Source organism: Marinobacterium nitratireducens (assembly GCF_014645375.1).
GTDB lineage: Bacteria > Pseudomonadota > Gammaproteobacteria > Pseudomonadales > Balneatricaceae > Marinobacterium_A > Marinobacterium_A nitratireducens.
The window spans coordinates 28,561-54,755 of record NZ_BMLT01000006.1; the positions used below are offsets into that span (position 1 = coordinate 28,561).

Below are 26,195 nucleotides of genomic sequence, written 5' to 3' on the forward strand. Positions count from 1 at the left end.
ATTAAAAAATCCCCTTCAGGTGCGGGGATTAGCGATTTTTTTCAGGTTAAATCAGAATATTTCCTCGGTCAATGGTCTGAGAGAAATAAATTTAGCGCTAACATTATGCTGATTTTTTCACCCTTTGAATGCTGCTAGAATGGCGGCACCCAGCCTTCAGGAACCGATCGATGGCCAGTAAATCAAGCCAGTCCCGCAGCCGCAGCAAGGGACGCGTGACCCTGAGCGACGTCGCCAGCATGGCCGGTGTCAGCTCGATGACAGTGTCGCGCGCGCTCAATGACCCGGAACGCGTGTCCGAGCAGGTGCGCAGTCGCGTGCGCGAGGCCGTGGAGGCCCTGGGCTATATCCCCAACCGCGCGGCCAGGTCGCTGGCGGGGCAGCGCAGCTACAGTATTGCGGTGGTGATACCTTCGGTGTCCAACGCGGTGTTCAGCAATGTCATCAAGGGGATCTACGATGTCTGCAGTGCCCGCGGCTACGAGATACTGATGGGCAATACCTACTACTCGGTGCAGCAGGAATCGAGCCTGATCGCCAAGTTCCTGACCCATCACCCGGACGGGCTGATTGTGACCGGGCTGAACATGGCGGACAGCGCCCGGGCGTTGCTGCAGGGGGCCGGGATTCCGGTGGTTCAGCTGATGGAGGTCGGCGAGGCCGAACCGATCGACCTCAACGTCGGGATATCGCACCGCGACGCCGGTGCCGCCATGGCCCGCTACATGCTGGACAGGGGCTATCGCCGTATCGGCGTGCTCGGTGCGCAGATGGACTATCGCGCCCAGCGCCGCATTCAGGGCTTCGTCAATGTGCTGGCCGACGCGGGGCGCTACGACGAGGCGCGCATTGTCACCACCTCCGAGCCCTCGACGGTGCATCTGGGAGGGCAGCTGCTGGGCGACCTGCTGTCGGCGGCGCCCGATACCGATGCTGTCTTCTGCATTAACGATGACCTGGCCTACGGTGTCATCTACGAGTGCCAGCGGCGCCATATCCGCATTCCGCAGCAGCTGGCCGTCGCCGGCTTCAACGATCTCGAGGCCTCGGCCTGCATCAATCCTTCGTTGACCTCGGTGTCGACGCCGCTGTACGAGATGGGCCGGGTGGCGGCGCAGATGCTGATGCGACGCCTCGATGGCGAGACCATCGAGCAGCCGGTGGTGGATCTGGGGTTCGAACTCAGGGCGCGCGAGAGTGCGTGAATCCGGTTGCGCGTAACGCGTAACGCGTAACTGTGATAAAGTGCGCCGGTTTTTCGAATAACCGGACGAATTCTATGACTATCGATCAGCAGCTGCTCGAGCGCAGCGGCGGCAAGTGCGAACTCTGTGGGGCCGAGGACAATCTCACAGCTTACGATATTCCGGCGTCGCCCGTGCCGGGTCTCGACAGTCAGGCGCTGCTGTGCGGTAGCTGTCTTGGCGAAATCGAGACGCCGGTCGATCAGCATCACTGGCGTTGCCTGAACGACAGCATGTGGAGCCAGGTGCCTGCGGTACAGGTGCTGGCGTGGCGACAGCTCAAGCGCCTTTCCGGCGAGGTCTGGGCGCAGGATGCGCTGGAAATGCTCTATCTCGATCCCGAAACCGAGCGCTGGGCGCGTGCCGGCATTGTCGAGGAGGACGCCGATGCCGAGCCGACCCTCGACAGCAACGGTACCCGTTTGCAGGCCGGTGACACCGTCACCCTGATCAAGGATCTGGATGTGAAGGGCGCGGGCTTCACCGCCAAGCGCGGCACCCAGGTTCGGGATATCCGCCTCACCGACAACCCGAAGCATATCGAGGGCAAGGTCAACGGCGTGCAGATCGTGCTGGTGGCGGCGTATCTGAAAAAAGCGTGACAGGTGCCCTGAAAATTGCACCTGCATTTTCAGGATTTTTGCGGGGCGGCCTTCCGCCATCCATGGCGGTTACGGGTTACGGGTTGGCTCAGTGGCTGCCTGTCACGCGTCACGCGTAACCTGTCATCTCTTCGGTTGAAGGGTGCGCTGAGCCTGCAAAGCGCACCCCGAGTCCCGCAGGGAGCCCATCACCACCCGCCACTGCTCGAGCTTTTGCGCCAGAGGCGTGCCGGCGTTGGCCGGACTGGTGGACGGCAGGCGCGTCATGCTGAGGTGTTCGGGCAGCGGGATCCCTGCACGGACGACATGCCGCTTGAACATGGTTTCGGCGGTGCCGCCATTGAAATAGATTGCGTGCACCCGAGGATGCCGGCGAAAGAAAGCGCTGAAATCGTTGGCCTCGACGCTCTCGCCGGCGATGTTCTGGTCCAGGCTGCCGGGTCGGTGGCAGCGGTGCACCACGTCCCAGAGCGCGATGCCGGCCATCTTCAGTCGCTCCAGCCGCTCGGGGTAGGAGAGGCTAGGGGGGAAACCGAGCAGCGCGGCCATGATCGGCCAGAAACCGTTGCGCGGATGGGCGTAGTACTGCACCTCCTGCAGTGACTTCACGCCCGGGATCGAGCCCAGGATCAGCACCCGGGCATCGGGCGCGGCAACGTAGTCGAAGCTTTGGATATCGGCCATGTGGACACTGCGAAGGCGGCTGGGGTTTCGGAATATCGGGTCGGTGGTTACAGGTGACGGGAGATTGCCGCGGTAACCGACGTTGTTCGCCCGGAGACCGGGCTCCTACAATGAACCCGTCACCCGTCACCCGTCACCCGTCACCCGTCACCCGTCACCCGTCACCCGTCACCCGTCACCCGTCACCCGTCACCCTCATTCGCAGAGCGCGTCGAGCTTCTGCTTGAGTATGCCGGTCACGGCACCCGGATTGGCCTTGCCGCCGGTGGCCTTCATCACCTGACCCATGAAGAAGCCGAGCATCTTGCCGCGCTTCTCGACGGGCGCTGCCTTGTACTGCTCGACCTGCTTGTCGCTGTTGGCAATCACTTCGTCGACGATCTTCTCGATGGCGCCGGTATCGGTGACCTGCTTCAGACCCTTGGCCTCGATGATCTCGTCGGCGCTGCCGCCCTCGGACCACATCACCTCGAACACCTTCTTGGCGATATTGCCGGAGATGGTGTCGTCCTTGATGCGCTCGAGCAGGCCGCCGAGCTGCTCCGCCGCCACCGGCGAGGCGCCGATTTCGGTGTCGTTCTGGTTCAGGTATTTGGCCAGTTCGCCCATCACCCAGTTCGCCGCCAGTTTGCCGTCGCCGCAGCGCTTGGCCACTTCCTCGTAGTAAGCCGCCTGGACCGGCGTCGACGACAGCACGCTGGCGTCGTATTCCGACAGGCCGTACTGTTCGATGAACAGCGATTTCCACTGATCCGGCAGCATCGGCAGCGTCTCGCGCACCGCCTCGATGTAGCTGTCGTCGATAATCACCGGCAGCAGGTCGGGGCAGGGGAAGTAGCGGTAGTCGTTGGCCTCTTCCTTGCTTCGCATGGCGCGCGCGACCTTGGTGTCGCCGTTGTAGAGGCGGGTTTCCTGAACGATCTCGCCACCGCTCTCGATTACCTCGATCTGACGCTCGACCTCGAGCTCGATCGCCTCCTCCATGAAACGGAAGGAGTTGAGGTTCTTGGTTTCGGTGCGGGTGCCCAGGGTGTCGCTGCCGGCCGGGCGCACCGAGACGTTGACGTCGAAGCGCATCGAGCCCTCGGCCATGTTGCCGTCGCAGATGCCGATCGAGGTGACGATCGAGTGCAGCTTGCGGGCGAACGCCACGGCTTCTTCGGCCGAGCGCATATCCGGCTCGGTGACGATTTCGATCAGCGGCGTGCCGGCACGGTTGAGGTCGATGCCGGACATGCCATGGAAGTCCTCGTGCAGCGACTTGCCGGCGTCCTCCTCGAGATGCGCGTGGTGGATGCGCACGCGACGGCTGCTGCCGTCATCGAGGCTGATATCGACATGACCGGGACCCACGATCGGCTCGGCCAGCTGGGTGGTCTGGTAGCCCTTGGGCAGGTCCGGGTAGAAGTAGTTCTTGCGCTCGAACACCGAACGCTTGCCGATTTCGGCGTCCACCGCGAGGCCAAAGGCCACCGCCTTGCGCACGGCTTCCGCATTCAGCACCGGCAGGGTGCCGGGCAGCGCCAGGTCGACGGCGCAGGCCTGGGTATTGGGTTCGGCGCCGAAGGCGGTGCTGGCGCCGGAGAAAATCTTGGTCCTGGTCGAGAGCTGAACGTGGATTTCCAGCCCGATTACGGTTTCCCATTGCATCTTGCGTTAACCCTCGATCGGTGACTGTTGGTGCCAGTCGGTGGCCTGCTGGAAGCGGTGCGCGACGTTGAGCAGTTTCGCTTCGCTGAAGTAGTCGCCGATGATCTGCAGGCCGACCGGCAGGCCGTTGCTCTGACCGCAGGGAATCGACATGCCGGGCAGGCCGGCGAGGTTCAGCGCCAGGGTGTAGATATCTTCCATATACATCTGCACCGGGTCCGAGGTCTTTTCGCCGAGACGGAACGCCGGCTGCGGCGTGGTCGGGCCCATGATGACGTCGACGTCGGCCAGGACGGCTGCGAAATCCTGCTGGATCAGACGACGGACCTGCTGCGCCTTGCGGTAGTAGGCGTCGTAGTAGCCGGCGGAGAGGGCGTAGGTGCCGACCATGATGCGACGCTTGACCTCGTCGCCGAAGCCCTCGCCGCGGCTGCGCTTGTAAAGGTCCTCGAGGTCCCTGGCATCTTCGCAGCGGTAGCCATAGCGCACGCCGTCGAAGCGCGACAGATTGGAGGAGGCTTCCGCCGGCGCGATGATGTAGTAAGCCGGAACCGACAGCGCGCTGTTGGGCAGGCTGACTTCCTTCACCGTGGCGCCGAGTTTCTCGAACTCGCGCACGGCGTTGTGCACCTGCTCGGCAATGGCCGGGTTCAGGTCGGCGGCGAAGTATTCCTTCGGCAGACCGATCTTCAGGCCTTCGAGGCTGTCGTTCAGCGTCAGGCGGTAATCCGGCACCTCGCGGTCGACCGAGGTGGAGTCCATCTTGTCGAAGCCGGCCATCACGCCGAGCATCAAGGCGCAGTCCTCGGCGGTCCGGGCCATGGGACCGGCCTGATCGAGCGAGGAGGCGTAGGCGATCATGCCGTAGCGGGAGACGCGGCCGTAGGTCGGCTTGAGACCGGTGATGCCGCACAGTGCCGCCGGCTGGCGGATGGAACCGCCGGTGTCGGTGCCGGTGGCGGCCGGCGCCAGGCGCGCGGCCACGGCGGCGGCGGAGCCGCCGGAGGAGCCGCCGGGGACGCGTTCGGTATCCCAGGGGTTGCGCGACGGGCCGTAGAAGCTCGACTCGTTGGACGAGCCCATGGCGAACTCGTCCATATTGGTCTTGCCAAGCATCACCGCACCGGCGTCGTTGAACCTGCCGATCAGGGTGGCATCGTAGGGCGCGATGAAATTATCGAGCATGCGCGAGGCGCAGCTGGTGCGCACGCCCTTGGTGCAAAAGATGTCCTTGTGGGCGATGGGCAGGCCGGTGAAGGCGCCTGCCTGTCCGGCGGCGCGCCGCTCGTCGGCGGCGCGTGCCTGGCTCAGCGCCTGCTCCTCTGTGACGGTGATAAAGCTGTTGTAGGCCGCGTCCTCGTTCTTGATGCGGTCGAGGTAGGACCGGGTCAGCTCGACGCTGCTGAAGTCGCCTGCGGCCAGTCCGCCGGCCAGCTCGGCCAGGGTCTTGTCAAACATGGGGTTCGTATCCTTCAAAAAGGTGGAATCCTGTCACTCGATGACTTTGGGGACCAGGAACAGGCCGTTCTCGACTGCCGGTGCGGCCGCCTGCAGCGCCTCGCGCTGGTCGGGCTCGGTCACCTCGTCGGCGCGCAGGCGCTGAACGGCGTCCAGCGGGTGGGACATCGGTTCGACACCGTCGGTGTCGACGGCCTGCAGCTGATCGACCAGGGCGAGGATGTTGGACAGGTTGCCGGTATAGCCCGGAATCTCGTCTTCGCGGATCTGCAGACGCGCCAGATGGGCGATCTTTTCCACGTCGGAACGCTCTAGAGCCATGTTGCGATTCTCGCTGATTTCACTAAGGTTTCTGGCACCCGGGGGTGCAGCGGAAAGGTAGCTTGAGGGCGCTTAAGTTACCATAATCGGAGCCTGCGAATAAGCCCTGCGGCGTTCCCCGGCCCCTGCCGGACTCTGGCTCAGGGACTCCATTTGTTCCTTGCTCTAAATCCCCGCCATTGCTAGAGTTACGTGTTTTCAGAATCAGCGCGCCGCGCGGCATCTGTTTTAGGTACCCCACTCCCATGTTCAAGAAAATCCGAGGTCTTTTCTCCAGCGACCTGTCCATTGATTTGGGCACCGCTAACACCCTTATTTACGTTCGCGATAAGGATATCGTGTTGAACGAGCCTTCGGTGGTGGCGATTCGTCACAATGGCAATCACAAGGCGGTGGCGGCAGTTGGCGCGGACGCCAAGCGCATGCTGGGCAAGACCCCGGGGAACATCACTGCGATCCGGCCGATGAAGGACGGCGTGATCGCCGACTTTCACGTCACCGAGAAGATGCTGCAGTACTTCATCAGCAAGGTGCACGACAGCAACTTCCTGACGCCGAGCCCGCGGGTGCTGGTTTGCGTGCCGTGCAAGTCGACCCAGGTGGAGCGACGCGCGATCAAGGAATCGGCGCTGGGCGCAGGCGCGCGTGAGGTATACCTGATCGAGGAGCCGATGGCGGCGGCGATCGGCGCCGGGCTGCCGGTAGACGAAGCGCGGGGATCCATGGTCGTCGATATCGGCGGCGGCACCACCGAGATCGCGGTCATCTCCCTCAACGGCATCGTCTATGCCGAGTCGGTCCGCGTCGGCGGCGACCGCTTCGACGAGGCTATCGTCACCTACGTGCGCCGCAACTACGGCTCGCTGATCGGCGACGCCACCGCCGAGCGCATCAAGCAGGAAATCGGCACCGCCTACCCGTCCTCGGAGGTGCTCGAAATCGACGTGCGCGGCCGCAACCTGGCCGAGGGCATTCCGCGTCGCTTCACCCTCAACAGCAACGAGATTCTCGAGGCGCTGCAGGAGCCGCTGTCGTCCATCGTGCAGGCGGTCAAGAGTGCGCTGGAGCAGTGTCCGCCTGAACTGGCGGCCGATATCGCCGAGTTCGGTATCGTCATTACCGGCGGTGGCGCGCTGCTGCGTAACATCGACCGGCTGATCAGCGAAGAGTCCGGCCTGCCGGTCATCGTTGCCGAAGATCCGCTGACCTGTGTCGCCCGTGGTGGCGGTAAGGCACTGGAAATGCTCGACAAGCACGCCTTCGAGCTGCTGTCTTACGAATAAGTTTCGATGCAGGTGAATCGTCACCGCCCGCAGGGGCATCGCGGCATGCGTCGGGAGGTGCCCCATTAAGCTGATATTTCGGGGCGGCTCGCCGCGCATCCTGTTCGTGGTGCTGGTGCTGCTGGCGTTGTTGCTTATCCTGGCCGACCTCAACTGGCCGCGCATGCGCGACGCCCGCTCCTACCTGTCCCTGGCCGTGACGCCGCTGCAATGGCTGGCCGACGTGCCGGGACGGGTGGCCGACGATCTGTCGGATCTGCTGGTCGACCGCAGCACCCTGCTGAAAGAGAACGAGCAGCTCAAGTCCGAGCAGCTGTTGCTGGAGCGGCGGGTGCAGCAGGTCGCCGCTCTGACCGCCGAGAATATCCGCCTGCGCGAGCTGCTCGAGGGCAAGCGGCGGGTACAGGACGAGGTCATGCTGGCGGAGCTGATCGGCGTCAACCCCGATCCCTTTCTGCACCAGGTTCTGCTCAATCGCGGCACCGAAGACGGTGCTTTCGTTGGCCAGGCCGTGCTCGACGCCGGCGGCGTGAGCGGTCAGGTCATCGCCACCACGCACTACACCAGCCGGGTGATGCTGATCACCGATGCCCGTCATGCGATTCCCGTCGAGATCAACCGCAATGGCTTTCGCGCCATCGCGCTGGGCAAGGGCACCTACGAGGAAATCGAGCTCGAACACGTACCCGACACCGCCGACGTTCGCGAGGGAGACCTGCTGATCACCTCAGGACTCGGCGGGCGCTTCCCGCGCGGTTATCCGGTCGCCGTCGTCACCGGCGTGCTGCGGGATCCCGGCAAGCCGTTTTCCATGGTCACCGCCAAGCCGACAGCGCGGCTCGACAAGAGCCGGCATCTGCTGCTGGTCAAGACTCCGCCGAGCCAGAGGGCGGAGGTCGCCGGAACCGTATCCGGGGCCGGCGATGAGTGAAGCGCGGCCCGGCGGTTTCCTGATCATTTTCGGCACCTTCCTCGTCGGGCTGGTGCTGAGCCAGCTGCCGTTGCCGGATACCTTCGAGTGGGGCCGGCCCGAGTGGGTGCCGATGATCCTGATCTACTGGGTGCTGGCGCTGCCGCACCGCGTCGGTCTGGGCATGGCCTGGATGTTCGGACTGGCGCTGGATCTGCTCAAGGGCAGCCCGCTGGGCCTCAACGCCCTGTCGCTGACCCTGATCGCTTTCCTGACCCTGCTGATACACCAGCGTCTGCGCATGTTTCCGCTCTGGAAGCAGGCGCTGATGGTAATGGTGCTGGTGGGTATCAATCAGCTGACCTTCCACTGGATGCAGGCCATTGCCGGCAATGCCCGCGACAGCTTCATGTTCATGCTGCCAAGCCTTGTCAGCGCACTGCTCTGGCCCTGGGTGTTCGTGCTGCTGCGTAGCATTCGGCGTACCTTCCGGGTAACCTGAACCGGTGAGTTTGGCGCTCCGGATAAGGAATCCCCATGACTGACCTGATACTGGCCTCGGCGTCGCCGCGGCGCCGCGAATTGCTGGCGCAGATCGGTGTCGATTTCGAAACCCTCCCGTTAGACATTCCCGAAGTCGTGGCGCCCGGTGAGGCCGCCGAGGACTTCGTCCGGCGGCTGGCGCTGGAAAAGGCCCGCGCCGGCTTCGATGCCTCCGCCGGGGATTGTCCGGCGCTCGGTTCCGATACCGCGGTAGTGGTCGACGGACGCATTCTCGGCAAGCCCGCCAACGAGGCGGAGGCCGTGGCGATGCTGCTGTCGCTGTCCGGTCGCTGGCACCGGGTGCTGACGGGAGTGGCGCTGGTCGACGGCGGTCGCAGCGATTCCCGGGTGGTGGCCACCGAGGTGGAGTTCGCCCGCCTCAGCGAAGCGCAGTGCCGTCGCTACTGGGCCAGCGGCGAGCCCCGGGACAAGGCCGGTGCCTATGGCATCCAGGGGCTGGGCGCGGTTTTCGTCACCCGCATCGAAGGCAGCTACTCGGCGGTGGTCGGGTTGCCGCTGGCGGAGACGGCCGACCTGCTGGAAGGCTTCGGCGTGCCGATATGGAATAGAATACATAATGACTAGGAAAGGGCTGCGAGCAACGATGGGCGAGGAAATTCTGATCAACTTTACGCCGATGGAAACCCGTGTGGCGGTCATCGAGAACGGCGTACCCCAGGAAATCTACATCGAGCGGGCCAAACGTCGCGGCATTGTCGGCAATATCTATCAGGGCAAGGTGGTGCGGGTGTTGCCGGGCATGCAGGCGGCTTTCGTCGACATCGGCCTGGAGCGCGCCGCCTTCATCCATGTCGAGGAAGTGCTGCCGCAGACCGCCACAGCGGAAGAGCGCAGCAACACCTCCATCTCCCAGGTGCTGCGCGAGGGACAGGCGCTGCTGGTGCAGGTCACCAAGGACCCCATTGGCACCAAGGGCGCACGCCTGACCACGCATCTGTCGATCCCGTCGCGTTATCTCGTGTATATGCCGGGTAACGAGCATATTGGCGTGTCGCAGCGAATCGAGGACGGCGACGAGCGCGAGCGCCTGCGTGGCCTCACCGAGTCGATCATTCAGGAAGCGGGCGACGAGGGCTACGGCGGCTTCATCCTGCGTACCGTCTCGGAAGGCGTCAACGAGATAGAGCTGCGCGCCGACCTGCTGTTTCTGTACCGGCTGTGGAAGGCCATCCAGCGCAAGATCGAATCCGCCGGCGTGCCGGAAATCGTCTACGAAGACCTGCCGCTGAACATGCGTGCCTTGCGTGACATGGCGCACGCCGGGGTCGAGCGCATCCGTATCGATTCGCGCGAGACCTATCAGAAGGCGCAGGAGTTCGTCGAGGCGCTGGTGCCCGAGATCCGCGACAAGCTCGAATACTATCCGGGCGAGCGGCCGATTTTCGACCTGTTCAACGTCGAGGAGGAAATCAAACGCGGTCTCGGCCGCAAGGTCGAGCTCAAATCCGGTGGCTATCTGATCTTCGACCAGACCGAGGCCATGACCACGGTCGATATCAATACCGGCGCTTTCGTCGGCCATCGCAACCTCGAGGAAACCATCTTCAAGACCAATCTCGAGGCGGCCACGGCGATCGGACGTCAACTGCGGCTGCGCAACCTCGGCGGTATCATCATCATCGACTTCATCGATATGGAGGATTCCGATCATCAGCGCCAGGTCCTGCGTACCCTCGAGCGGGTGCTCGAGAAGGATCATGCCAAGTGCAAGGTGACCGGTGTTTCCGAGCTCGGGCTGGTCGAGATGACCCGCAAGCGCACCCGTGAAAGTCTTGAGCAGGTACTGTGCGAGCCCTGCAGCCAGTGCCAGGGGCGCGGTACCATCAAGACGCCGGAAACCGTCTGCTACGAAATCTTCCGCGAAATCCTGCGTCAGCACAGGGCCTACGACACCGAAACCTACCTGGTACTGGCGGCGCAGGCGGTGGTGGATTATCTGCTCGATGACGCGTCCGAGCACCTGGCCGAACTCGAAGCCTTTATCGGCAAGACGATTCGCTTCCAGGTCGAGACGCTGTACAGCTCCGAGCAGTTCGACGTCGTTCTGCGCTGAGCGGGCGGCCAGGCATCATGGTGCGGCGGACCCTGGGCTGGCTTGGCTGGGCCTGTGTGGCGCTGGCGCTGGTCGTTGCCCTGGCATTCAGTCTGGCGCGGTATTATCTTCCCGCCGCCTCGGCCTACCGCGACGAGGTCGCCGGGCTGCTGACACGGCAGCTTGGTGTGCCGATCGCCATCGGTACGCTGGAGGCGGACTGGGCCGGGCGCTGGCCCCGTATCACCCTGACCGACGTGCGCGCCTACTCCGAGAGCGATGCCGGGCCCGAAGTCCGCTCCCGGCTGGCCCGGGTTTCGCTGCAGTTCGACCTGCTGCGATCACTGCGTCACCTGGCGCCGGTATTCGGCGAGGTCGAGGCCGAGGGGCTTGAGCTGCTGTGGCGGCAGCGTGGCGGCCGCTGGCTGCACCGTCCGCGCAGTGGTGATGTCGGTAGCGGCCTGGATCCCGTTGCCTGGCAGCGGGCCCTGGCTCTGGTCATGCTGCAGCCGCAGCTCGGCATTCGCAACACCAGGCTGACGCTGATACCGGAACAGGGGGCGGTACGCTCCCTGACCGTCCCCGAGCTGATACTGCGCAACAGCAGCACCGAACATCAGCTCAGCGGGCTTTTGGACCTGCAAACGGCTGTCGACGCCGGTCAGCTTCGTTTCGCCGTCGAGACCCGCAAGGTGCCCGAAAACCCGCTGACGGCGGACTACGATTTCTACCTCTCGCTCGACGATATCGGCCCCGAACTGCCGAACCTGGCGGATTTGCCGCTCGAGCTGGCCTCCCTGTCGCTTGGCACCGAATTCTGGGGGCGGCTGTCCGGTGGTGAACTGGACTCTGTCAACGGCCGTCTGCGCTTCTCGCAGCTCAGGCTCGACGACCCCCGCTTTCCCGCCATCAGCGACGGCGCTACCGACTTTGCGCTGTTGCGCCGGCCGCAGGGCTATCAGTTGCAGCTCAATCAGCTTGGCTTCGTCAGCGCTGGCGAGCCCTTCGAGCTGGAGCAGCTGGTGCTCGATGGCGACTGGCAGGCGCGCAAGCTGCTCCCGCGCAGTCTCGGCCTGCCGGCGCTGGACCTGGCGCAGCTGGGGCGCTGGCTGCAGGTACAGCCGTTTGCGCCGGAAGTATTGCAACGCTCGATGCAGAGCCTGGCGCCAAGAGGCACCCTGCGCAATCTGCGGGTCGACCTGCCCGCCGACGGTTCGGTGGCAGACTTCCGGCTGGCCGGCGACCTCGAGGGCGGGGCGATCGACGCCGGTTGGGGGGCGCCGGCGGTGGCCGGCATTCAGGGGCGGCTGGAAGCGGACCGCAATGGTGGTCGCATCCACCTGGCGAGCGACGATTTCGACCTCTTTTTTCCCGAGCTCTATGACAGCGGCTGGCACTATCGCGACGCCGGCGGCGTTGTCGGCTGGCGGCTGGCGCCTGATGGGGTGGTGATCGGCAGCCAGCTGCTGCACCTGGGCAACGACAGCGTCAACGCCGCCGGCCGCTTCAGCATGGTGCTGCCGTTCGATCGCGAACAGCAGAGCGAACTGACGCTGATGATCGGCATGACCGACAGCGATGCGCTGCAGGCCCCGAATTACGTGCCTTCCGCTCTGGTGGGGCCGGCGCTGACGCGCTGGCTCGATGGTGCCATCGGGGCCGGGCGCCTCAAGGCCGGCGGTCTGGTGGTGCATGCCGGGACGCGACGGCTGGAGTCGCGCCGGCCGCCCACCGTGCAGTTGTTTTTCGATGTCGACAGGGCCGATTTCGCCTACCAGCCGGGCTGGCCCGCGGTCTCTGCCGGGGAAGCCTTTATGCTGTTGCGGGACCGGACGCTGCTGGTGGAGGTCGAACGCGGCCGTTTTCTGGACTCGGCGATCGAGCATGGCCGGGTCTATCTCGAGGGGCCGGGGGCCGCGCTGAAAGTGGCGGCAACGGCCCGGGGCGGCGCCGGCGACATACTGCGGCTGTTCAGGGAGTCGCCATTGCGGCAGTTTGCAGGTGACGAGCCGGAGCGCTGGCAGGTCGACGGCGCGGCCCTTACCGAGCTGAGTCTGGCGATACCCCTGGGCGGAGGCCGGCCGGATGTGTCGGTGGCGAGCCGCCTGACGGAGGGGGCGGCGGCTGCGCCCGAGCTGAGACTCGAGTTCGCCGCCTTGCAGGGTGATGTCTTCTACCGGACGGCCACGGGGGTGCGCAGCGAAGGGCTCGGCGGCCGTTTTCTCGGCGAGCCCTTCAGCGCCCTGATCCGCACGCCGCAGGTCGAACCCCTGCGAACCCGTATCGAGTTGAGCGGGCAGATGCCCGTTCACGAGTTGGCCGCCTGGAGCGGGGTGGACCTGCTCGACAGCCTCACCGGTAAGAGCGCCTATAACGCCCGACTGGAGCTTTGTGCCGTCGGCGAGGGCTGCAACCGTCTGCTGGTCGCCAGCGACCTGCGCGGCGTTGCGGCGCCCTGGCCGAACCCTCTGGGCAAATCCGGCAACGAACAGCGGCCGTTGCAGGTATCGCTGGATCTGAACAGTCGCCGCCTGCGCTTCAATTACGACCAGCAACTGCGCGCGGTGTTCGGGCTTGGCGGTCCGTTGCGGGCGCGGCTGACATTCGGCGGTGAGCGTCCGGAGCCGCCGGCCGCGGCAGGCCTCTGGATCGATGGTTATATCGACGCGCTCGATGCCGCGCAGGTGCAGGCGCTGCTCGAAGCGCAGGGCTGGATCGGTGGCGACGGCGACGCGGCAGGTGGCGATGGCGCTGCGGCAGGTCCGTTGCGGGAGCTCGACCTCAGGCTGGGACGACTGAGCGTCGGCGAACAGTCTTTCGAGCAGGTCGCGGTGCAGCTTAAGCCGGCGCCCTGGCGTCTGCGGGTCGATACGCCCAGGCTCGCGGGCAGTCTCGACTGGCCCGCGGGCCCGGGGCGGCCCTATCAACTGGATCTCGAGCGTCTATTGTTGCCGCGTCCGCAACCCTCTGCCTCCGCCGCCGAGACCCCTGTCGGCGGTCCCATCGACCTTGGGGTGATTCCCGCCATGGACGTTCGCATCAGTGAATTGAGGCTGGGGGAACGTTCCTTCGGCAACTGGAGGATGGCCGTGCGGCCGCAGAGCGGGCGGCTGCGCTTCGACGATATCGCAGGCGAGGTCGGCAGTGTCGACATTCAGGGCAGCGGCGTCTGGCAGGAGGCGCCGGCCGCAACCGATCTGACGCTCAAGCTGAACGGCAAGGACCTGGGTGATGTCTTGGCCGCCTGGGGTAACGGGCGGGTGCTGGAGTCGGACCATGTGGAGGGCTACGCCCAGCTGCGCTGGACTGATCGTCCCTGGCGCTTCGCCCTGGCCAAGGCGAGTGGCGAGCTCAGTTTCGCGCTCGAAAGCGGACGAATCATCGAAAGCGGCAGCGCCAGCAACCTGTTGCGAATATTCGGAGTGCTGAACCTCAATAGCCTGGCGCGACGGCTCAAGCTCGACTTTTCCGACCTGTGGAAAAGCGGTCTGGCATTCGATCACCTGACCGGTCGTTACAACCTCGCCGCGGGGCGCGCCCGCACGCTGGAACCACTGCGCCTCGAGGGCCCCTCGGCGGACATGACGATGACCGGTGTTCTGGATGCGGTCGCCGAGACCGTGGATCAGGAGATGGAGGTGACCCTTCCGCTGACCAGCAATATACCGCTGGCGGCGATACTGCTCGGAGCGCCGCAGGTCGCGGGAGCGGTGTTCCTGATCGACAAGCTGATCGGTGATCAGCTCGAAAAGGTTACAACGGTCCGTTACCGCCTGAGCGGCGACTGGGATAATCCCGAGGTTTCGATCATCAGGACCGCGCCGCCGGCCGAAAAGGTTTTTCCGGGCGATCGGTGAAGGCCGCGTTGCGGAATGCGTAGCAGCTCGCTTCGCGAGCGAATTGTTCAGGCGCGACAGGTATCATCGGATGAGTTCGCCCACTTCAGTGGGCTCCTACGTTTTCGGGACCCGGGAATTGGAGGTGTTGTCCATGAATTCTCGCATAGCAGTAATTCAGATGACGTCGGGCGGCGTGCTCGAGGATAACCTGAGGGTGGCGGATCGCCTGGTACGGGAAGCGGCCTCGGCCGGCGCCCGGCTGGTACTGCTGCCGGAGAACTTCGCGCTGTTCGATTCCGCGCGCCTGCGCGAGTTGGCCGGCCGCGGCGATGAGGTGCGTGCCCGCCTTGCGGATCTGGCGGCCGGGGCCGGGGTCTGGCTGGTGGCCGGCTCGCTGCCACTGGCCGAAAGGCCTGACGGGACGCCGGTACCGGCGCCGAGGGTGCGTGCCGCCTGCCTGGTGTTCGATGAAACCGGTACCCTGCGTGCCCGCTACGATAAACGCCACCTGTTCGATGTCGATGTCGCCGATGCCCAGCGCCGTTATCGCGAGTCGGACTACATCGAGCCCGGCGAGACGCCGGTGGTTGTCGAGACGCCGGTTGGCTGCCTGGGACTTAGCATCTGCTACGATCTGCGCTTTGCGCAGCATTACCAGGCGCTGCGCGACGCCGGTGCGCAGCTGATCACGGTGCCGTCGGCATTTACCGCCGTGACCGGAGAGGCGCACTGGGAGTTGCTGCTGCGGGCAAGGGCGGTGGAAACGCAGTGTTACCTGCTTGGCGCAGACCAGGGAGGGCGTCACGCCAACGGTCGCGAAACCTGGGGGCATTCGATGATCGTCGACCCCTGGGGCGAGGTGCTCGGCGTGCAGACGCAGGGGGAGGGGGGCGTGGTCGCTGAATTCGACCGCGAGCGCCTGCGTGGGATCCGCGAGAAGATGCCGCTGCAGATGCATCGGAAAATGGTGAGTCGTGAGGCGTAGGAGCGCGTACCCAAACTTACGGGCACTTTCCCGCGGCGAAGCTTTTATCCGTGGCGGGTCCTTCGCGGCGGGGCGCCGCTCCTACGCGAGCACTTCCACGCGGCGAATCGGTGAGTAGGATGGGTCAAGCGATGCAATCGCACGGGCTTCACCCTTTGTCTCGCCGCCCGGGCATCGTGGCCCCATCATATCGATCGCATTACAGATCGATTGGTTTCGGGTGGCAACATACCATCCCGAAACATTTCGTGTTGGGTCCGCTACTTGCGTTACCTGATCCAACCTACGCCTCCACCCTGCCTACCCTGCAGTAGGGTGTTGGGTTACGGCACTTCGCACCTATACCCAACCTACATGTTGTCCGCGCCCCGCGGCGAATCAGCTTTCCGCCAGCTCGCGCAGGTACTTGAACAGCTTGCGCGCCGACGCCGGCGGCTTCTGCTGCTGGGCCTCTTTCTGGGCGTTGCGCACCAGCTGGCGCAGGTGCTGCACGTCGGCGTGGGGGTACTCTTCGATATAGGCGGTGAGGTCGCTGCCGTCGCCATTGACCAGGCGGTCACGCCAGCGCTCCAGCTTGTGAAAATGGGCGTCGTGGGCCTGTTTGCCGGCCTCGAATCGATCCATGGCCTCTTCGATCGCGTCGGCGTCCGCCAGTCGCATCAGGCGGCCAATGTACTGCAGCTGGCGGCGAATCGCCTCGCCCTTCCTGAGGCGCTGGCACTCCTTCACCGCCGCCAGCAGCTCGGGTTCGAGCGGCACCTTGTCCAGCTGCTCGTTGTTCAGACCCACCAGCTTCTTGCCCAGTGCCTGCAGCGCGTGCATTTCCTGCTTGCGGCGGGTCTTGCTGACCCACTCTTCTTCCGGCTGGTCGATGTCGTCAAATTCGTCTGTCATTTCGTGTACTTATCCGTAGAAGTAGGTTGCAAGCCCCAGGAAGGCGAAGAAGCCGACGACGTCGGTGATGGTCGTCAGCAGCACGCTGCCGGCCAGGGCAGGATCTATGCCGGCCGCTTTCAGACCGATCGGCAGCAGGGTGCCGGCGAGTGCGCCCGCAAGCAGGTTGATGACGATGGCGGCGGCGATAATGCCGCCTATCTGCAGGTCCTGGAACCAGATAATGGCGACCCCCGCCACCACCGCCGCCCAGAGCAGGCCATTGATGGTGCCGGCGATCAGTTCGCGGTTCAGCAGCCAGGCCGCGTTGGATCGGTCCAGATGCCCCAGTGCCTGACCGCGAATCACCAGCGTCAGCGTCTGGCTGCCGGCGATACCGCCCATCGACGCGACGATCGGCATCAGCACGGCCAGTGCCACCACCTTGTCGATGGTCGCCTCGAACAGGCCGATGACCGCGGAGGCGACGAAAGCGGTGATCAGGTTGATGCCCAGCCAGAACGCGCGACTGCGGGTGGTCTTGAGCACCGGGGCGAAGGTATCGGCGTCTTCGCCCAGGCCCGCCATGCCCATCAGCGAGTGATCGGCATCCTCGCGGATGACGTCGACGACGTCGTCGATGGTGATTCGGCCGAGCAGCTTGCCGTCCTCGTCGACCACCGGCGCCGAGATCAGCCCGTGCTGCTCGAACAGCTGTGTGACTTCGGTATCCGTCATGGTCGCTGCGATCGGCGCGATGTCGGTATTCATGATCTCGCGCACCAGCATGTCAGGGTCCGATACCAGCAGCTTGGTCAGTGGCAGCACGCCGATAAAGGCGTCCCGGCGGCTGACCACGAACAGGCTGTCGGTCATCTCCGGAATTTCCTTGTGCCGGCGGATGTAGCGCAGCGCCGTTTCCACCGTGATATCCGGCCGGATGGTCACGGTGTCGGTATTCATCAGGCCGCCGGCGGTGTCCTCGTCGTAGGACAGCACCTGCTCGACACGCGCGCGGTTCTGGATGTCCATGGTCTGCAGCAGCTCGCGCATGACGCGCTCCGGCAGCTGTTGCAGCAGGTCGACGAGGTCGTCTGTATCCAGGCCTTCGGTGACTTCGAGCAGTTCGCCGGCATCCATCCGGCTGACGATATCGGCCTGGACGTCGTAGCTCAGGTACTGCAGGACCTCGCCTTCGAGCTCCTTGTTCACCAGGCTCCACAGCAGCTGGCGTTCCTTCGGTGGCGACTTGTCCAGCAGGTGCGCGATTTCCGCCGGGCGAAGGCTGTTATTGAGCGTATAGCGGACCTGACGAAGCTCGCCGCTGTTGAGAGCCTCGTTGAGTTTTTCGATCGGCGAGAGATGCTCTTTGCTGCTCATGACGTCCTTGCACGACCGTGGGCATGGGAGTGGCAATCAGTATAACGGATTCGCCGAAGCGGGTTCAGCGCAGGTGGCGGGCAGCGGGTGTCAGCCGCCTTCACCGAAATAGTCGTTGATCAGGGCTTCTATGGCCTCGACCGCCGCGTTCTCGTCTTCGCCGTCGGCGCGGATGGTCAGTTCGGTGCCCTTGCTGGCGGCGAGCATCATCACCGACATGATGCTTTTGCCGTCGACTTCACGGCCGTCCTTGTCGATACGAATCTGGCTGGAGAACTGGCCGGTGGTGTTGATCAACTTGGCTGCGGCCCGGGCGTGAAGGCCCAGTTTGTTGATGATGGTGACTTTCTTTTCGATCATTCCGGGGGATGTCCTCGAACGCTGTGCCGTGCCGTACCTTCGCTATCATTGCCGCTACATTATCCACAGACCGCTGCAAATAACCAGCGGCATGCGGCAACCGCCGGCCCTGGTTCAGTCCAGTTCGCGGTGGCGAACATGGACGTTTTCCATCTGCTGACGGAAATGGCCGGCAAGGCGGTTGGCGATGTATACCGACCGGTGCTGACCGCCGGTACAGCCGATGGCGATGGTCACGTAGCTGCGGTTGCCGGCGCGAAACGCCGGCATCCACTTCTCGATGAAGCTCTGGATGTCGGTGACCATTTCAGCGACCTCGGGCGACTGCTCGAGGAACTGTATGACCGGTTCCTCGAGCCCGGTGAAGGCGCGCAGGTCCGGCACCCAGAACGGATTCGGCAGTACCCGGACGTCGAAGGTGAAGTCGGCGTCCAGCGGCAGGCCGTGCTTGAAACCGAAGGATTCGAACTGCAGCGATACCTGTTGTTCGCGATGGCGCGAGACCCGTTCCTTGATATTGTCCCGCAGGTCGTAGAGTTTCAGGCGCGTGGTGTCGACGCGCAGGTCCGCCAGGTTGGCGATGGGCTCGAGCAGCTCACGCTCGTACTCGATGGCCTGCTTCAGGCTGGTGTTGTCGTCGGACAGCGGATGCTTGCGACGGGTCGCGCTGTAGCGCTTGATCAGCGTCGGGTCCGATGCGTCCAGGTACAGCACCTCGATGTTGACCTCGGCATAGCGCTGGCGCATTTCCTCGAGCAATGACGGGAAACGGCGCAGGTTGCTGAGCAGGTTGCGCGCGTCGATGCTGACGGCCAGCTGTTCGGGTGGCGACGGGTCCTGCAGCATCTGCTCGACCAGGCTCGGCATCAGCAGGGCCGGCAGGTTGTCGATGCAGTAGAAATCGACGTCTTCCAAAGCCTGTAGCGCGGTACTTTTCCCGGATCCGGACCGGCCGCTGATGACCACCAGTTTCATAACAGTACCTTCTCAACGGGTTGCCGATTGTTGACAGCAGCTCAGGTTAGCAAAGGGGGGCGGGGTTTGCAGCCGCGAGCGGATACTTTTGCTCGTGGACGACTAGAACCTGGGGGATGTTGCTCGGGCGGACAAGGTTTGGTGTCCGCCCTGTGGGGAGGCGCTGCGGCTCAGGCTTCGGCCAGCCGCAGTGCGGTGTCGTAGAGCTGCTGATCGGTGGACGTATCGCGCAGTGCGGACAGTACGTCCTGGCGGCTGAACAGCTCCGCCAGCATCGCCAGCGTCTGCAGGTGCTCGTCGCTGGCCTCGGAAGGTACCAGCAGCAGACACAGCAGATCCACCGGCTGATTGTCGATGGCGTCGAAGTCGATGGGCTCCACCAGCTTGATCAGCATGCCGATCGCCTGGCTGGCGTTATCGAGCCGACAGTGGGGAATGGCTATGCCGCTGCCGATTCCGGTACTGCCCAGACGCTCCCGACCGATCAGGCCGCTGAAGATATCTTCAGCGGCCAGACCTTCAGTGTGTTCGGCAATGATCTTACTGGCGGTTTCCAGTACGCGCTTTTTGCTGCCACCATCCAGGTTGCAGAGGGTAAGGGGTGGGGTCAGCAGTTCATGTAGATACATGTGCGTATTCGTTCAACCGTTTTGTGAATGGCTTATTTGTGGTTCTTCATTTTTTCCTTGTGCTTGATGATCTGGCGATCGAGCTTGTCGGTCAGACCATCGATGGCGGCGTACATGTCTTCGTGTTGATGAGTGGCGAAGAGCTTGCCGCCGGCGAGGTGAACATCGGCCTCCGCCTGCTGGCGCTGCTTTTCCACGCTCAGCGTGACCTGAACATTGGTGATATTGTCGAAGTGACGCTCCAGTTTCCCGAACTTGCTGTGTACATAGTCGTTCAACGCATCGGTGAGTTCGACATGATGTCCAGTGATGTTGATTTGCATAGTTCTCTCCTAGTCAACAGCGACGAAGGCTCGCCTTGTTTGCACTTCAATTAAACCAGACGCTTGCGCTCATTAGAAGGCGCAATATTCATTGCCTCGCGGTATTTTGCCACGGTGCGTCGCGCTACCTTGAATCCCTGTTCGTCAAGCAGCTGGGCGATCTTGCTGTCGCTCAGCGGTTTGCTGCTGTTTTCGGCCGCGACCAGCTTTTTGATCAGGGCGCGAATGGCCGTCGAAGAGGCGGCGCCGCCGTCGGCGGTGCCGACATGGCTGGAGAAGAAGTACTTGAGCTCGAAGATCCCGCGCGGCGTGTGCATGAACTTCTGGGTAGTGACGCGGGAAATGGTCGACTCGTGCATTTCCACCGCTTCGGCGATATCGTGCAGCACCAGTGGCTGCATCGCTTCCTCGCCCTGCTCGAGAAAGCCTTCCTGGCGGGCGACGATCTCGCGCGCCACTTTCAGCAGCGTCTCGTTGCGGCTCTGCAGGCTCTTGATGAACCAGCGTGCTTCCTGCAGGTGGTTTTTCAGGTAGGTATTGTCAGAGCTGTTGTCGGCGCGACGGATCAGATCGGAGTACTGGGTGTTGATGCGCAGGCGCGGCGCCGTTTCCGGATTCAGCACCACCTGCCAGAACCCCTTTACCTTGGTCACCACCACATCCGGGATGACGTATTCCGCAGCATTGGCGGTGACGCTGGCGCCCGGCTGCGGATTCAGGGTCTGTATCAGCCGGATCACCTCCTGCAGCTGCGGTTCCTTGAGGCGGGTACGGCGCATCAGCTGCTTGTAGTCGCGGCTGCCGAGCAGCTGGATATACTCGCTGACCACACGGATGGCCTCCTTGCGCCAGGGAGTTGTTTCCGGCAGTTGCCGCAGCTGGATGGCAAGGCATTCGCCGAGGTCGCGGCCACCGACTCCGGGCGGGTCGAACTGCTGAATGCGGTGCAGAACCGCCTCCAGATCCTCGAGTTCGATGTCGGCGAAGTCCTCCGGGTCCTGTTCCCGGAAGTGCTCGAGCAGCTCATCGAGGGCTACGCGCAGGTAGCCTTCGGCATCGATGCCGTCGATGATGCCGGTGGCGATCAGACGGTCCAGGTCGCTCATCGGCGTCAGGTTCAGCTGCCATTCCAGGTGGTCCTGCAGGGTTTCTTCGGCGCTGTCGTTGGACTCGAAGCCGCCGTCGTCATCCCGGGCCGGGCCGCTCGGGGCGCTGCTCTGGTAGGTGTCGTCCCAGGAGCTGTCGATACCGAGCTCCTCCGGGATGTCGTCGTTCCACTGGTCTTCGGCCTGGGGGCTGTCGTCGCTGTCGTCCTGCGCGGACGAGGCCTCGGCCTCGGCTGTCCGCTCGGCACTGTTGTCATCGTGACGCTCGCTCTGGTCGGCGTCACCGCTGTCCTCGTGCTCTTCTTCGTTAACTTCGAGCATCGGGTTGTTTTCCAGCGCTTCCTGAATTTCCTGCTGCAGGTCGAGCGTTGACAACTGCAGCAGCCGGATTGCCTGCTGCAGCTGGGGGGTCATGGTCAGGTGCTGACCGATTTTCAGGTGGAGCCCTTGCTTCATGGGGTCACTGCGTTGGTTATCTGTGGACTGTTGTTGTGCATTATACGCGCATCCTGAGGGTCAGAGGCGGAATTGCTCGCCGAGGTAGGCGGCCCGGACCTTTTCGTTGGCGGTGATTTCCTGCGGTGCGCCCTGGGCCAGGATGCCGCCTTCGCTGACAATGTAGGCCCGCTCGCAGATGTCGAGCGTCTCGCGCACGTTGTGGTCCGTGATCAGTATGCCGATGCCCTTTTCCTGCAGGTGCCGCACCGTGTTCTTGATGTCATTGACCGAAATCGGGTCGACGCCGGCGAAGGGCTCGTCGAGCAGAATGAAGGTCGGCTCCGTTGCCAGCGCCCGGGCGATCTCGACCCGGCGCCGTTCGCCACCGGACAGGGCCATGCCCAGGCTGTCGCGGATATGCACGATATGAAATTCTTCCAGCAGCTCCTCGAGGCGCTTCTCGCGCCCGGCCCGGTCGAGGTCGCGCCGGGTCTCGAGAATCGCCATCAGGTTGTCGCGCACGCTGAGTTTGCGAAAGATCGAGGCCTCCTGGGGCAGATAGCCGAGTCCGCGGCGGGCGCGGCCGTGCATCGGCAGCGGCGTGATTTCGTCGCCATTGAGAAGGATCTGTCCGCGATCGGCGTTGACCAGGCCTACGATCATGTAGAAGCAGGTGGTCTTGCCGGCGCCGTTGGGGCCCAGCAGGCCGACGATCTCGCCGCTGCGAAGGCTCAGCGAAACATCGCGTACCACCTCGCGGCCCTTGTAGCTTTTCGCCAGCTGGCGGGCTTCCAGCACGCTGGTCATTGCGCAGCCCCCTTGGGCTGGATCACCATCTGCACCCGCTGCCCTTCGCCGCCTTCGCCGCCAAAGGCGTTGACCAGGGATTTGTCGAGGTTGTAGACGATCTTCTGGCCGGTGAAGGAGTCCTTTTGCTGCACCACCCGGGCGTTGCCTGTGATGGTGATTTCACGCCGGGCGATGCGATAGTCCATGCGCTCGCCGTAGGCGTTGGTGACGGGCTTGTCCTGCGCCGCCTGCTGCCGGAAGTGCACATTGCCGGTGGCGAGGATGCGATCGACGTCGCCATCGCTGCGGTAAAGGTCGACCTGGCGGGCGGTGATTTTCATCGATCCCTGCTCGATGCTGACGTTGCCGCTGTAGGTCGTGGTGCCGCTGAGGTCGTCGATGGTGGCCTGGTCGGCGCTGATATTGATCGGCTGGTTGCGGTCTTCCGGCAGCGCCAGGGCGGCGCCGGACATGGCGACGGCCAGCAGCGCCGCCAGCCAGGAGCGGGTATTAGTTTTCATAGCGGCCCTCGACCTCTGACAGTAGTTCAACTTTGCGTTCTTCAAGATAGGCCTTCATGCCCCGTCCCCGGGTTTCGCCTCCGGGGGCGAGAATGCGCACCCTGGCGTCGGTCTCGGCGTACTGCTGCTGCGGCAGCAGTGTCAGTGAGCTGGTTTCCAGGCGCAGTCCCGGGCCGTCTGCGGTCTCATCGTGCAGTCGCACGTCGCCACTCAGGTCGACCCTTTCATTGCTGTCCATGAGCATGCCCTCGGCCGCCTCGATACTGATGCGGCCCTCGCTGCCCTTGCGGGCAAGCTCGATGCGGGGTTCGCTGGCCTGCAGCAGGCCGGGCTCGGGATAGTGCTCCAGCTCCGGCGACTGCAACTGCTGGTGCAGTCTGCCGTCGGCGTCGAACTGCTGGATACGGGCATCCCGCAGGTAGAAGTCGGTGTTGGTGACATTGCCTTCGAGCGCGCGCACCTCAGGCTCGCTCGGCCCGCGGTCGAAGCCCCAGTACAGCAGCACCGGAGCCAGCAGGGCGGTCGCCAGCGCCAGGCGCGAACGGCTGCTCAGCACTAGAGGTACTCCGCAACCAGGTCGTCGAGCTGGCCGCGGGCGCTGAGAATCTGCTCGCAGAACTCGCGGCCGGCGCCGCTGCCGCCGGCGCGGGTACTGCACCAGTCGGCGTGTTCGCGCACCAGGGGGTGGCCGTTGGGTACGGTGGCGCCGAAAGCGACGGCGCGGATAGCCGCAAGGTCCGGCCAGTCGTCGCCGATATAGGCGGTGGTCGCGGCGCTGTGGCCGGTTTCGGCCCAGAGCTCTTCAAGTGCGACCAGCTTGTCCTCGCGGCTCTGGCGCAGGTGGGTGATCCCGAGCGATCGCGCCCGCATCTCCACCTGCGGCGAGCGCCGGCCGGTGATGATCGCGGTTTCGATACCGGCCCGTGCCAGCAGCTTGATGCCGAGGCCGTCGAGGATGTTGAAGTCCTTGACCTCGGTGCCGTCGGCGAGAAAGTGCAGCTGCCCGGAGGTCAGAACGCCATCGACGTCGAACACGGCCAGGGTAATGTTGCGCAGGCGTGCATTGAGCTCGTCGGAAAGGGGTGTCGCCAGAGTCGTCATATTACTCCCGCCTTTAGCATATCGTGCATGTTGAGCGCGCCGACCGGCTGGCGATGCTCGTTCAGTACCAGCAGCGCGTTGATCTGGCGCTCCTGCATGATCTGCAGCGCCTCGGCGGCGAGGATGCCGGCTTCGACCACGGTGCCGTTGGGCGTCATCACCTCGGAGATCGGGGTATTCTTGAGGTCGACCTCGTGATCCAGGGTGCGACGCAGGTCGCCGTCGGTGAAGATGCCGCACAGGCGACCGGCTTCATCGACCACCGCGGTCATTCCCAGGCGCTTGCGGGTGACCTCGAGCAGTGCCTCGTAGATCGGCGTGGTGCGGGTCACGACCGGGACGTCGTCGCCCTTGTGCATCAGGTCCTCAACCTTCAGCAGCAGGCGCCGGCCGAGACTGCCGCCGGGATGCGAGAAGGCGAAGTCGTCGGCGCTGAAGCCGCGGGCCTCGAGCAGCGCGATCGCCAGGGCGTCGCCCAGTACCAGCTGAGCGGTGGTGCTGGAGGTCGGGGCCAGTCCCAGCGGGCAGGCCTCGCGCTCGACACCGATATGCAGGCTGGCGTCGGCGGCGCGGGACAGTGTCGAGCCCGGATTGGCGGTAATGCTGACCAGGGGGGTCTTCATGCGCTTGATCAGCGGCAGTATGGTGACGACCTCCGAGGTCTCGCCGGAGTTGGACAGCGCCACCACGACATCCCGCGCGGTGATCATGCCCATGTCGCCATGGCTGGCTTCGCCCGGGTGCACGAAAAAGGCCGGGGTGCCGGTGCTGGCAAGGGTGGCGGCGATCTTGTTGCCGATATGGCCGGATTTGCCCATGCCGGTGACGATAACGCGGCCTTCGCAGTTGAGCATCAGGTCGCAGGCGCGGGTGAAGTCGCCGTTCAGGTGATTGAGCAAGTCGGCAACGGCATCGCGCTCCAGCTCGATGGTGCGCCTTGCGGCGTTCAGGTAGTCGAAGGGTTTGCTCATGGATTTAAGTCCCGGTGCTCCTTGAAATGCTCATTATTGTACAGCAGGGCCGGGGCAGCGACACGAATCGGACGCCCGGCCGCCACTGTGGTGGCCGGCGAAGCGCAATATGGTGTCTCCCCGGGGAGCCAAAGGCCGCCTATTAAAACAGAATGGAAAGGGCGTGCAAGTCCGGCGCCGCGGCGGAGGTCGCCCGGGCCGGGCCGAAAGCCGCCTCGCAGGCGCCTCTACCGGCGTTCGTGCTATTTCCGCTTTGTGCGCTGCAGTGATATATTGGCGCCTTTTATTTTACCCCCCGGAGGTCGTGCGTCGGCGGATACAAGGCTGGGCCGCCGCTTCAGTGTATGGACATGTTCGAAGATGTAATCATCAATATCCGCAAGCTCAGCTTCTCCCGCGGCGATCGTGCCATTTTCCGTGACCTGGATATCCGTATCCCGCGCGGCAAGGTGACCGCCATCATGGGACCATCCGGCACCGGCAAGACCACCCTGCTGAAACTGATTGGCGGTCAGCTGCTGCCGGACAGTGGCCGTATCGAGCTTGACGGAGCCAATATCCCGACGCTGTCTCGCAAGGACCTGTTCGAGGTGCGTGCACGCCTCGGCATGCTGTTCCAGAGCGGTGCCCTTTTTACCGACATGAGCGTGTTCGAGAACGTCGCCTTTCCCCTGCGGGTCCACACCGACCTGCCGGAGGAGATGATCCGCGACATCGTGCTGATGAAGCTCCAGGCCGTGGGCCTGCGCGGCGCCCGCGCGCTGATGCCGAGCGAACTGTCCGGCGGCATGGCGCGGCGGGTGGCGCTGGCGCGTGCGATTGCGCTGGATCCGCATCTGGTGATGTACGACGAGCCGTTCACCGGGCAGGACCCCATCGCCATGGGCGTGCTGGTCAATTTGATCCGTCGCCTCAACCAGGCGCTGGGGCATACCAGCATCATCGTTTCACACGACATTAAGGAAACTCTTGGTATTGCTGACTACGTATACCTGGTTTCCGACGGGTCGGTGATCGCCCACGGCACGCCGGACGATCTGGCGCAGGTCGAGTCTGAGCAGGTGCGCCAGTTCATGCAGGGGCTGCCGGACGGGCCCGTGCCGTTCCACTATCCGGCCGACGATTACCGTGCCGAACTGATGAAAGGGAGCTGATCG

The 26,195-nt window shown here is 64.1% G+C and carries 26 protein-coding genes; 10 read left to right on the top strand and 16 right to left on the bottom strand.

Annotated elements, in window-relative coordinates:
- The first annotated feature begins 170 nt into the window (after window positions 1-170).
- Both gntR and IEX85_RS12535 read left to right on the top strand, forming a co-directional pair.
- Window positions 171-1,205, top strand: coding sequence for an HTH-type transcriptional regulator GntR (gntR, locus tag IEX85_RS12530; RefSeq protein ID WP_188860951.1), 1,035 nt, complete (start codon window positions 171-173; stop codon window positions 1,203-1,205).
- Between the two features lie 74 nt (window positions 1,206-1,279).
- Window positions 1,280-1,846, top strand: a complete 567-nt coding sequence (locus IEX85_RS12535) for a PhnA domain-containing protein (protein WP_188860952.1) — start codon at window positions 1,280-1,282, stop codon at window positions 1,844-1,846.
- Window positions 1,847-1,969: 123 nt separating this feature from the next.
- On the opposite strand, the gene IEX85_RS12540 is transcribed toward IEX85_RS12535, so the two are convergent.
- From IEX85_RS12540 to gatC, 4 genes are all read right to left on the bottom strand, one after another.
- Window positions 1,970-2,530 (bottom strand): DNA-deoxyinosine glycosylase, encoded by a 561-nt coding sequence (locus IEX85_RS12540; protein WP_188860953.1) that lies wholly within the window; start codon window positions 2,528-2,530, stop codon window positions 1,970-1,972.
- 195 nt (window positions 2,531-2,725) lie between these two features.
- Complete coding sequence (gatB, locus tag IEX85_RS12545) at window positions 2,726-4,180, bottom strand: Asp-tRNA(Asn)/Glu-tRNA(Gln) amidotransferase subunit GatB (protein ID WP_188860954.1); 1,455 nt, start codon at window positions 4,178-4,180, stop codon at window positions 2,726-2,728.
- Between the two features lie 6 nt (window positions 4,181-4,186).
- Window positions 4,187-5,638: an Asp-tRNA(Asn)/Glu-tRNA(Gln) amidotransferase subunit GatA gene (gene gatA, locus IEX85_RS12550; RefSeq protein WP_188860955.1), complete on the bottom strand. Its 1,452-nt coding sequence runs from the start codon at window positions 5,636-5,638 to the stop codon at window positions 4,187-4,189.
- Window positions 5,639-5,671: 33 nt separating this feature from the next.
- A complete protein-coding gene (gene gatC / locus IEX85_RS12555; RefSeq protein ID WP_188860956.1) occupies window positions 5,672-5,959 on the bottom strand; it encodes an Asp-tRNA(Asn)/Glu-tRNA(Gln) amidotransferase subunit GatC in 288 nt (95 codons plus the stop codon).
- A gap of 245 nt (window positions 5,960-6,204) precedes the next feature.
- Between gatC and IEX85_RS12560 the strand changes: the two genes are divergently transcribed.
- The 7 genes from IEX85_RS12560 (at window position 6,205) to IEX85_RS12590 (ending at window position 15,572) form a co-directional block, all read left to right on the top strand.
- On the top strand, window positions 6,205-7,242 hold the full coding sequence (locus IEX85_RS12560; protein ID WP_188860957.1) for a rod shape-determining protein: 1,038 nt from the start codon (window positions 6,205-6,207) through the stop codon (window positions 7,240-7,242).
- A 106-nt stretch (window positions 7,243-7,348) separates the two neighbouring features.
- Entirely contained in the window at window positions 7,349-8,173 is an 825-nt protein-coding gene (gene mreC / locus IEX85_RS12565) for a rod shape-determining protein MreC (RefSeq protein ID WP_229721905.1), read from the top strand.
- Window positions 8,166-8,654: a rod shape-determining protein MreD gene (gene mreD, locus IEX85_RS12570; protein ID WP_188860958.1), complete on the top strand. Its 489-nt coding sequence runs from the start codon at window positions 8,166-8,168 to the stop codon at window positions 8,652-8,654. The genes mreC and mreD overlap by 8 nt, the downstream gene beginning before the upstream one ends.
- A 35-nt stretch (window positions 8,655-8,689) precedes the next feature.
- The gene (locus IEX85_RS12575; protein ID WP_188860959.1) at window positions 8,690-9,280 is read left to right on the top strand and encodes a Maf family protein; all 591 of its coding nucleotides are present in this window, start codon (window positions 8,690-8,692) and stop codon (window positions 9,278-9,280) included.
- A 19-nt stretch (window positions 9,281-9,299) separates the two neighbouring features.
- Window positions 9,300-10,769 (top strand): ribonuclease G, encoded by a 1,470-nt coding sequence (rng, locus tag IEX85_RS12580; protein ID WP_188861240.1) that lies wholly within the window; start codon window positions 9,300-9,302, stop codon window positions 10,767-10,769.
- Between the two features lie 17 nt (window positions 10,770-10,786).
- Complete coding sequence (locus IEX85_RS12585; protein ID WP_188860960.1) at window positions 10,787-14,605, top strand: YhdP family protein; 3,819 nt, start codon at window positions 10,787-10,789, stop codon at window positions 14,603-14,605.
- 133 nt (window positions 14,606-14,738) lie between these two features.
- Entirely contained in the window at window positions 14,739-15,572 is an 834-nt protein-coding gene (locus tag IEX85_RS12590) for a carbon-nitrogen hydrolase family protein (protein WP_188860961.1), read from the top strand.
- Window positions 15,573-15,950: 378 nt separating this feature from the next.
- On the opposite strand, the gene yjgA is transcribed toward IEX85_RS12590, so the two are convergent.
- The 12 genes from yjgA to IEX85_RS12650 all read right to left on the bottom strand — a co-directional run bounded on the left by yjgA (window position 15,951) and on the right by IEX85_RS12650 (window position 25,038).
- Window positions 15,951-16,466: a ribosome biogenesis factor YjgA gene (gene yjgA / locus IEX85_RS12595; protein WP_188860962.1), complete on the bottom strand. Its 516-nt coding sequence runs from the start codon at window positions 16,464-16,466 to the stop codon at window positions 15,951-15,953.
- 9 nt (window positions 16,467-16,475) lie between these two features.
- Entirely contained in the window at window positions 16,476-17,825 is a 1,350-nt protein-coding gene (mgtE, locus tag IEX85_RS12600; protein ID WP_188860963.1) for a magnesium transporter, read from the bottom strand.
- Between the two features lie 90 nt (window positions 17,826-17,915).
- On the bottom strand, window positions 17,916-18,185 hold the full coding sequence (locus IEX85_RS12605; RefSeq protein ID WP_188860964.1) for an HPr family phosphocarrier protein: 270 nt from the start codon (window positions 18,183-18,185) through the stop codon (window positions 17,916-17,918).
- 114 nt (window positions 18,186-18,299) lie between these two features.
- On the bottom strand, window positions 18,300-19,160 hold the full coding sequence (gene rapZ, locus IEX85_RS12610; protein ID WP_188860965.1) for an RNase adapter RapZ: 861 nt from the start codon (window positions 19,158-19,160) through the stop codon (window positions 18,300-18,302).
- Window positions 19,161-19,330: 170 nt separating this feature from the next.
- Window positions 19,331-19,789, bottom strand: a complete 459-nt coding sequence (gene ptsN / locus IEX85_RS12615; RefSeq protein WP_188860966.1) for a PTS IIA-like nitrogen regulatory protein PtsN — start codon at window positions 19,787-19,789, stop codon at window positions 19,331-19,333.
- A 32-nt stretch (window positions 19,790-19,821) separates the two neighbouring features.
- Window positions 19,822-20,112, bottom strand: coding sequence for a ribosome hibernation-promoting factor, HPF/YfiA family (gene hpf / locus IEX85_RS12620; RefSeq protein WP_188860967.1), 291 nt, complete (start codon window positions 20,110-20,112; stop codon window positions 19,822-19,824).
- Between the two features lie 50 nt (window positions 20,113-20,162).
- A complete protein-coding gene (locus IEX85_RS12625) occupies window positions 20,163-21,674 on the bottom strand; it encodes an RNA polymerase factor sigma-54 (RefSeq protein WP_188860968.1) in 1,512 nt (503 codons plus the stop codon).
- Window positions 21,675-21,734: 60 nt separating this feature from the next.
- Window positions 21,735-22,463 (bottom strand): LPS export ABC transporter ATP-binding protein, encoded by a 729-nt coding sequence (lptB, locus tag IEX85_RS12630; protein ID WP_188860969.1) that lies wholly within the window; start codon window positions 22,461-22,463, stop codon window positions 21,735-21,737.
- Window positions 22,460-22,966, bottom strand: a complete 507-nt coding sequence (lptA, locus tag IEX85_RS12635; protein WP_188860970.1) for a lipopolysaccharide transport periplasmic protein LptA — start codon at window positions 22,964-22,966, stop codon at window positions 22,460-22,462. The genes lptB and lptA overlap by 4 nt, the downstream gene beginning before the upstream one ends.
- Entirely contained in the window at window positions 22,956-23,522 is a 567-nt protein-coding gene (gene lptC / locus IEX85_RS12640; RefSeq protein ID WP_188860971.1) for an LPS export ABC transporter periplasmic protein LptC, read from the bottom strand. Before lptC ends, lptA begins: the two co-directional genes overlap by 11 nt.
- The gene (locus tag IEX85_RS12645; protein ID WP_188860972.1) at window positions 23,522-24,067 is read right to left on the bottom strand and encodes a KdsC family phosphatase; all 546 of its coding nucleotides are present in this window, start codon (window positions 24,065-24,067) and stop codon (window positions 23,522-23,524) included. Before IEX85_RS12645 ends, lptC begins: the two co-directional genes overlap by 1 nt.
- A complete protein-coding gene (locus tag IEX85_RS12650; protein WP_188860973.1) occupies window positions 24,064-25,038 on the bottom strand; it encodes a KpsF/GutQ family sugar-phosphate isomerase in 975 nt (324 codons plus the stop codon). Before IEX85_RS12650 ends, IEX85_RS12645 begins: the two co-directional genes overlap by 4 nt.
- Window positions 25,039-25,382: 344 nt before the next feature.
- Between IEX85_RS12650 and IEX85_RS12655 the strand changes: the two genes are divergently transcribed.
- Entirely contained in the window at window positions 25,383-26,192 is an 810-nt protein-coding gene (locus tag IEX85_RS12655; protein WP_188860974.1) for an ATP-binding cassette domain-containing protein, read from the top strand.
- Window positions 26,193-26,195 lie beyond the last annotated feature (3 nt).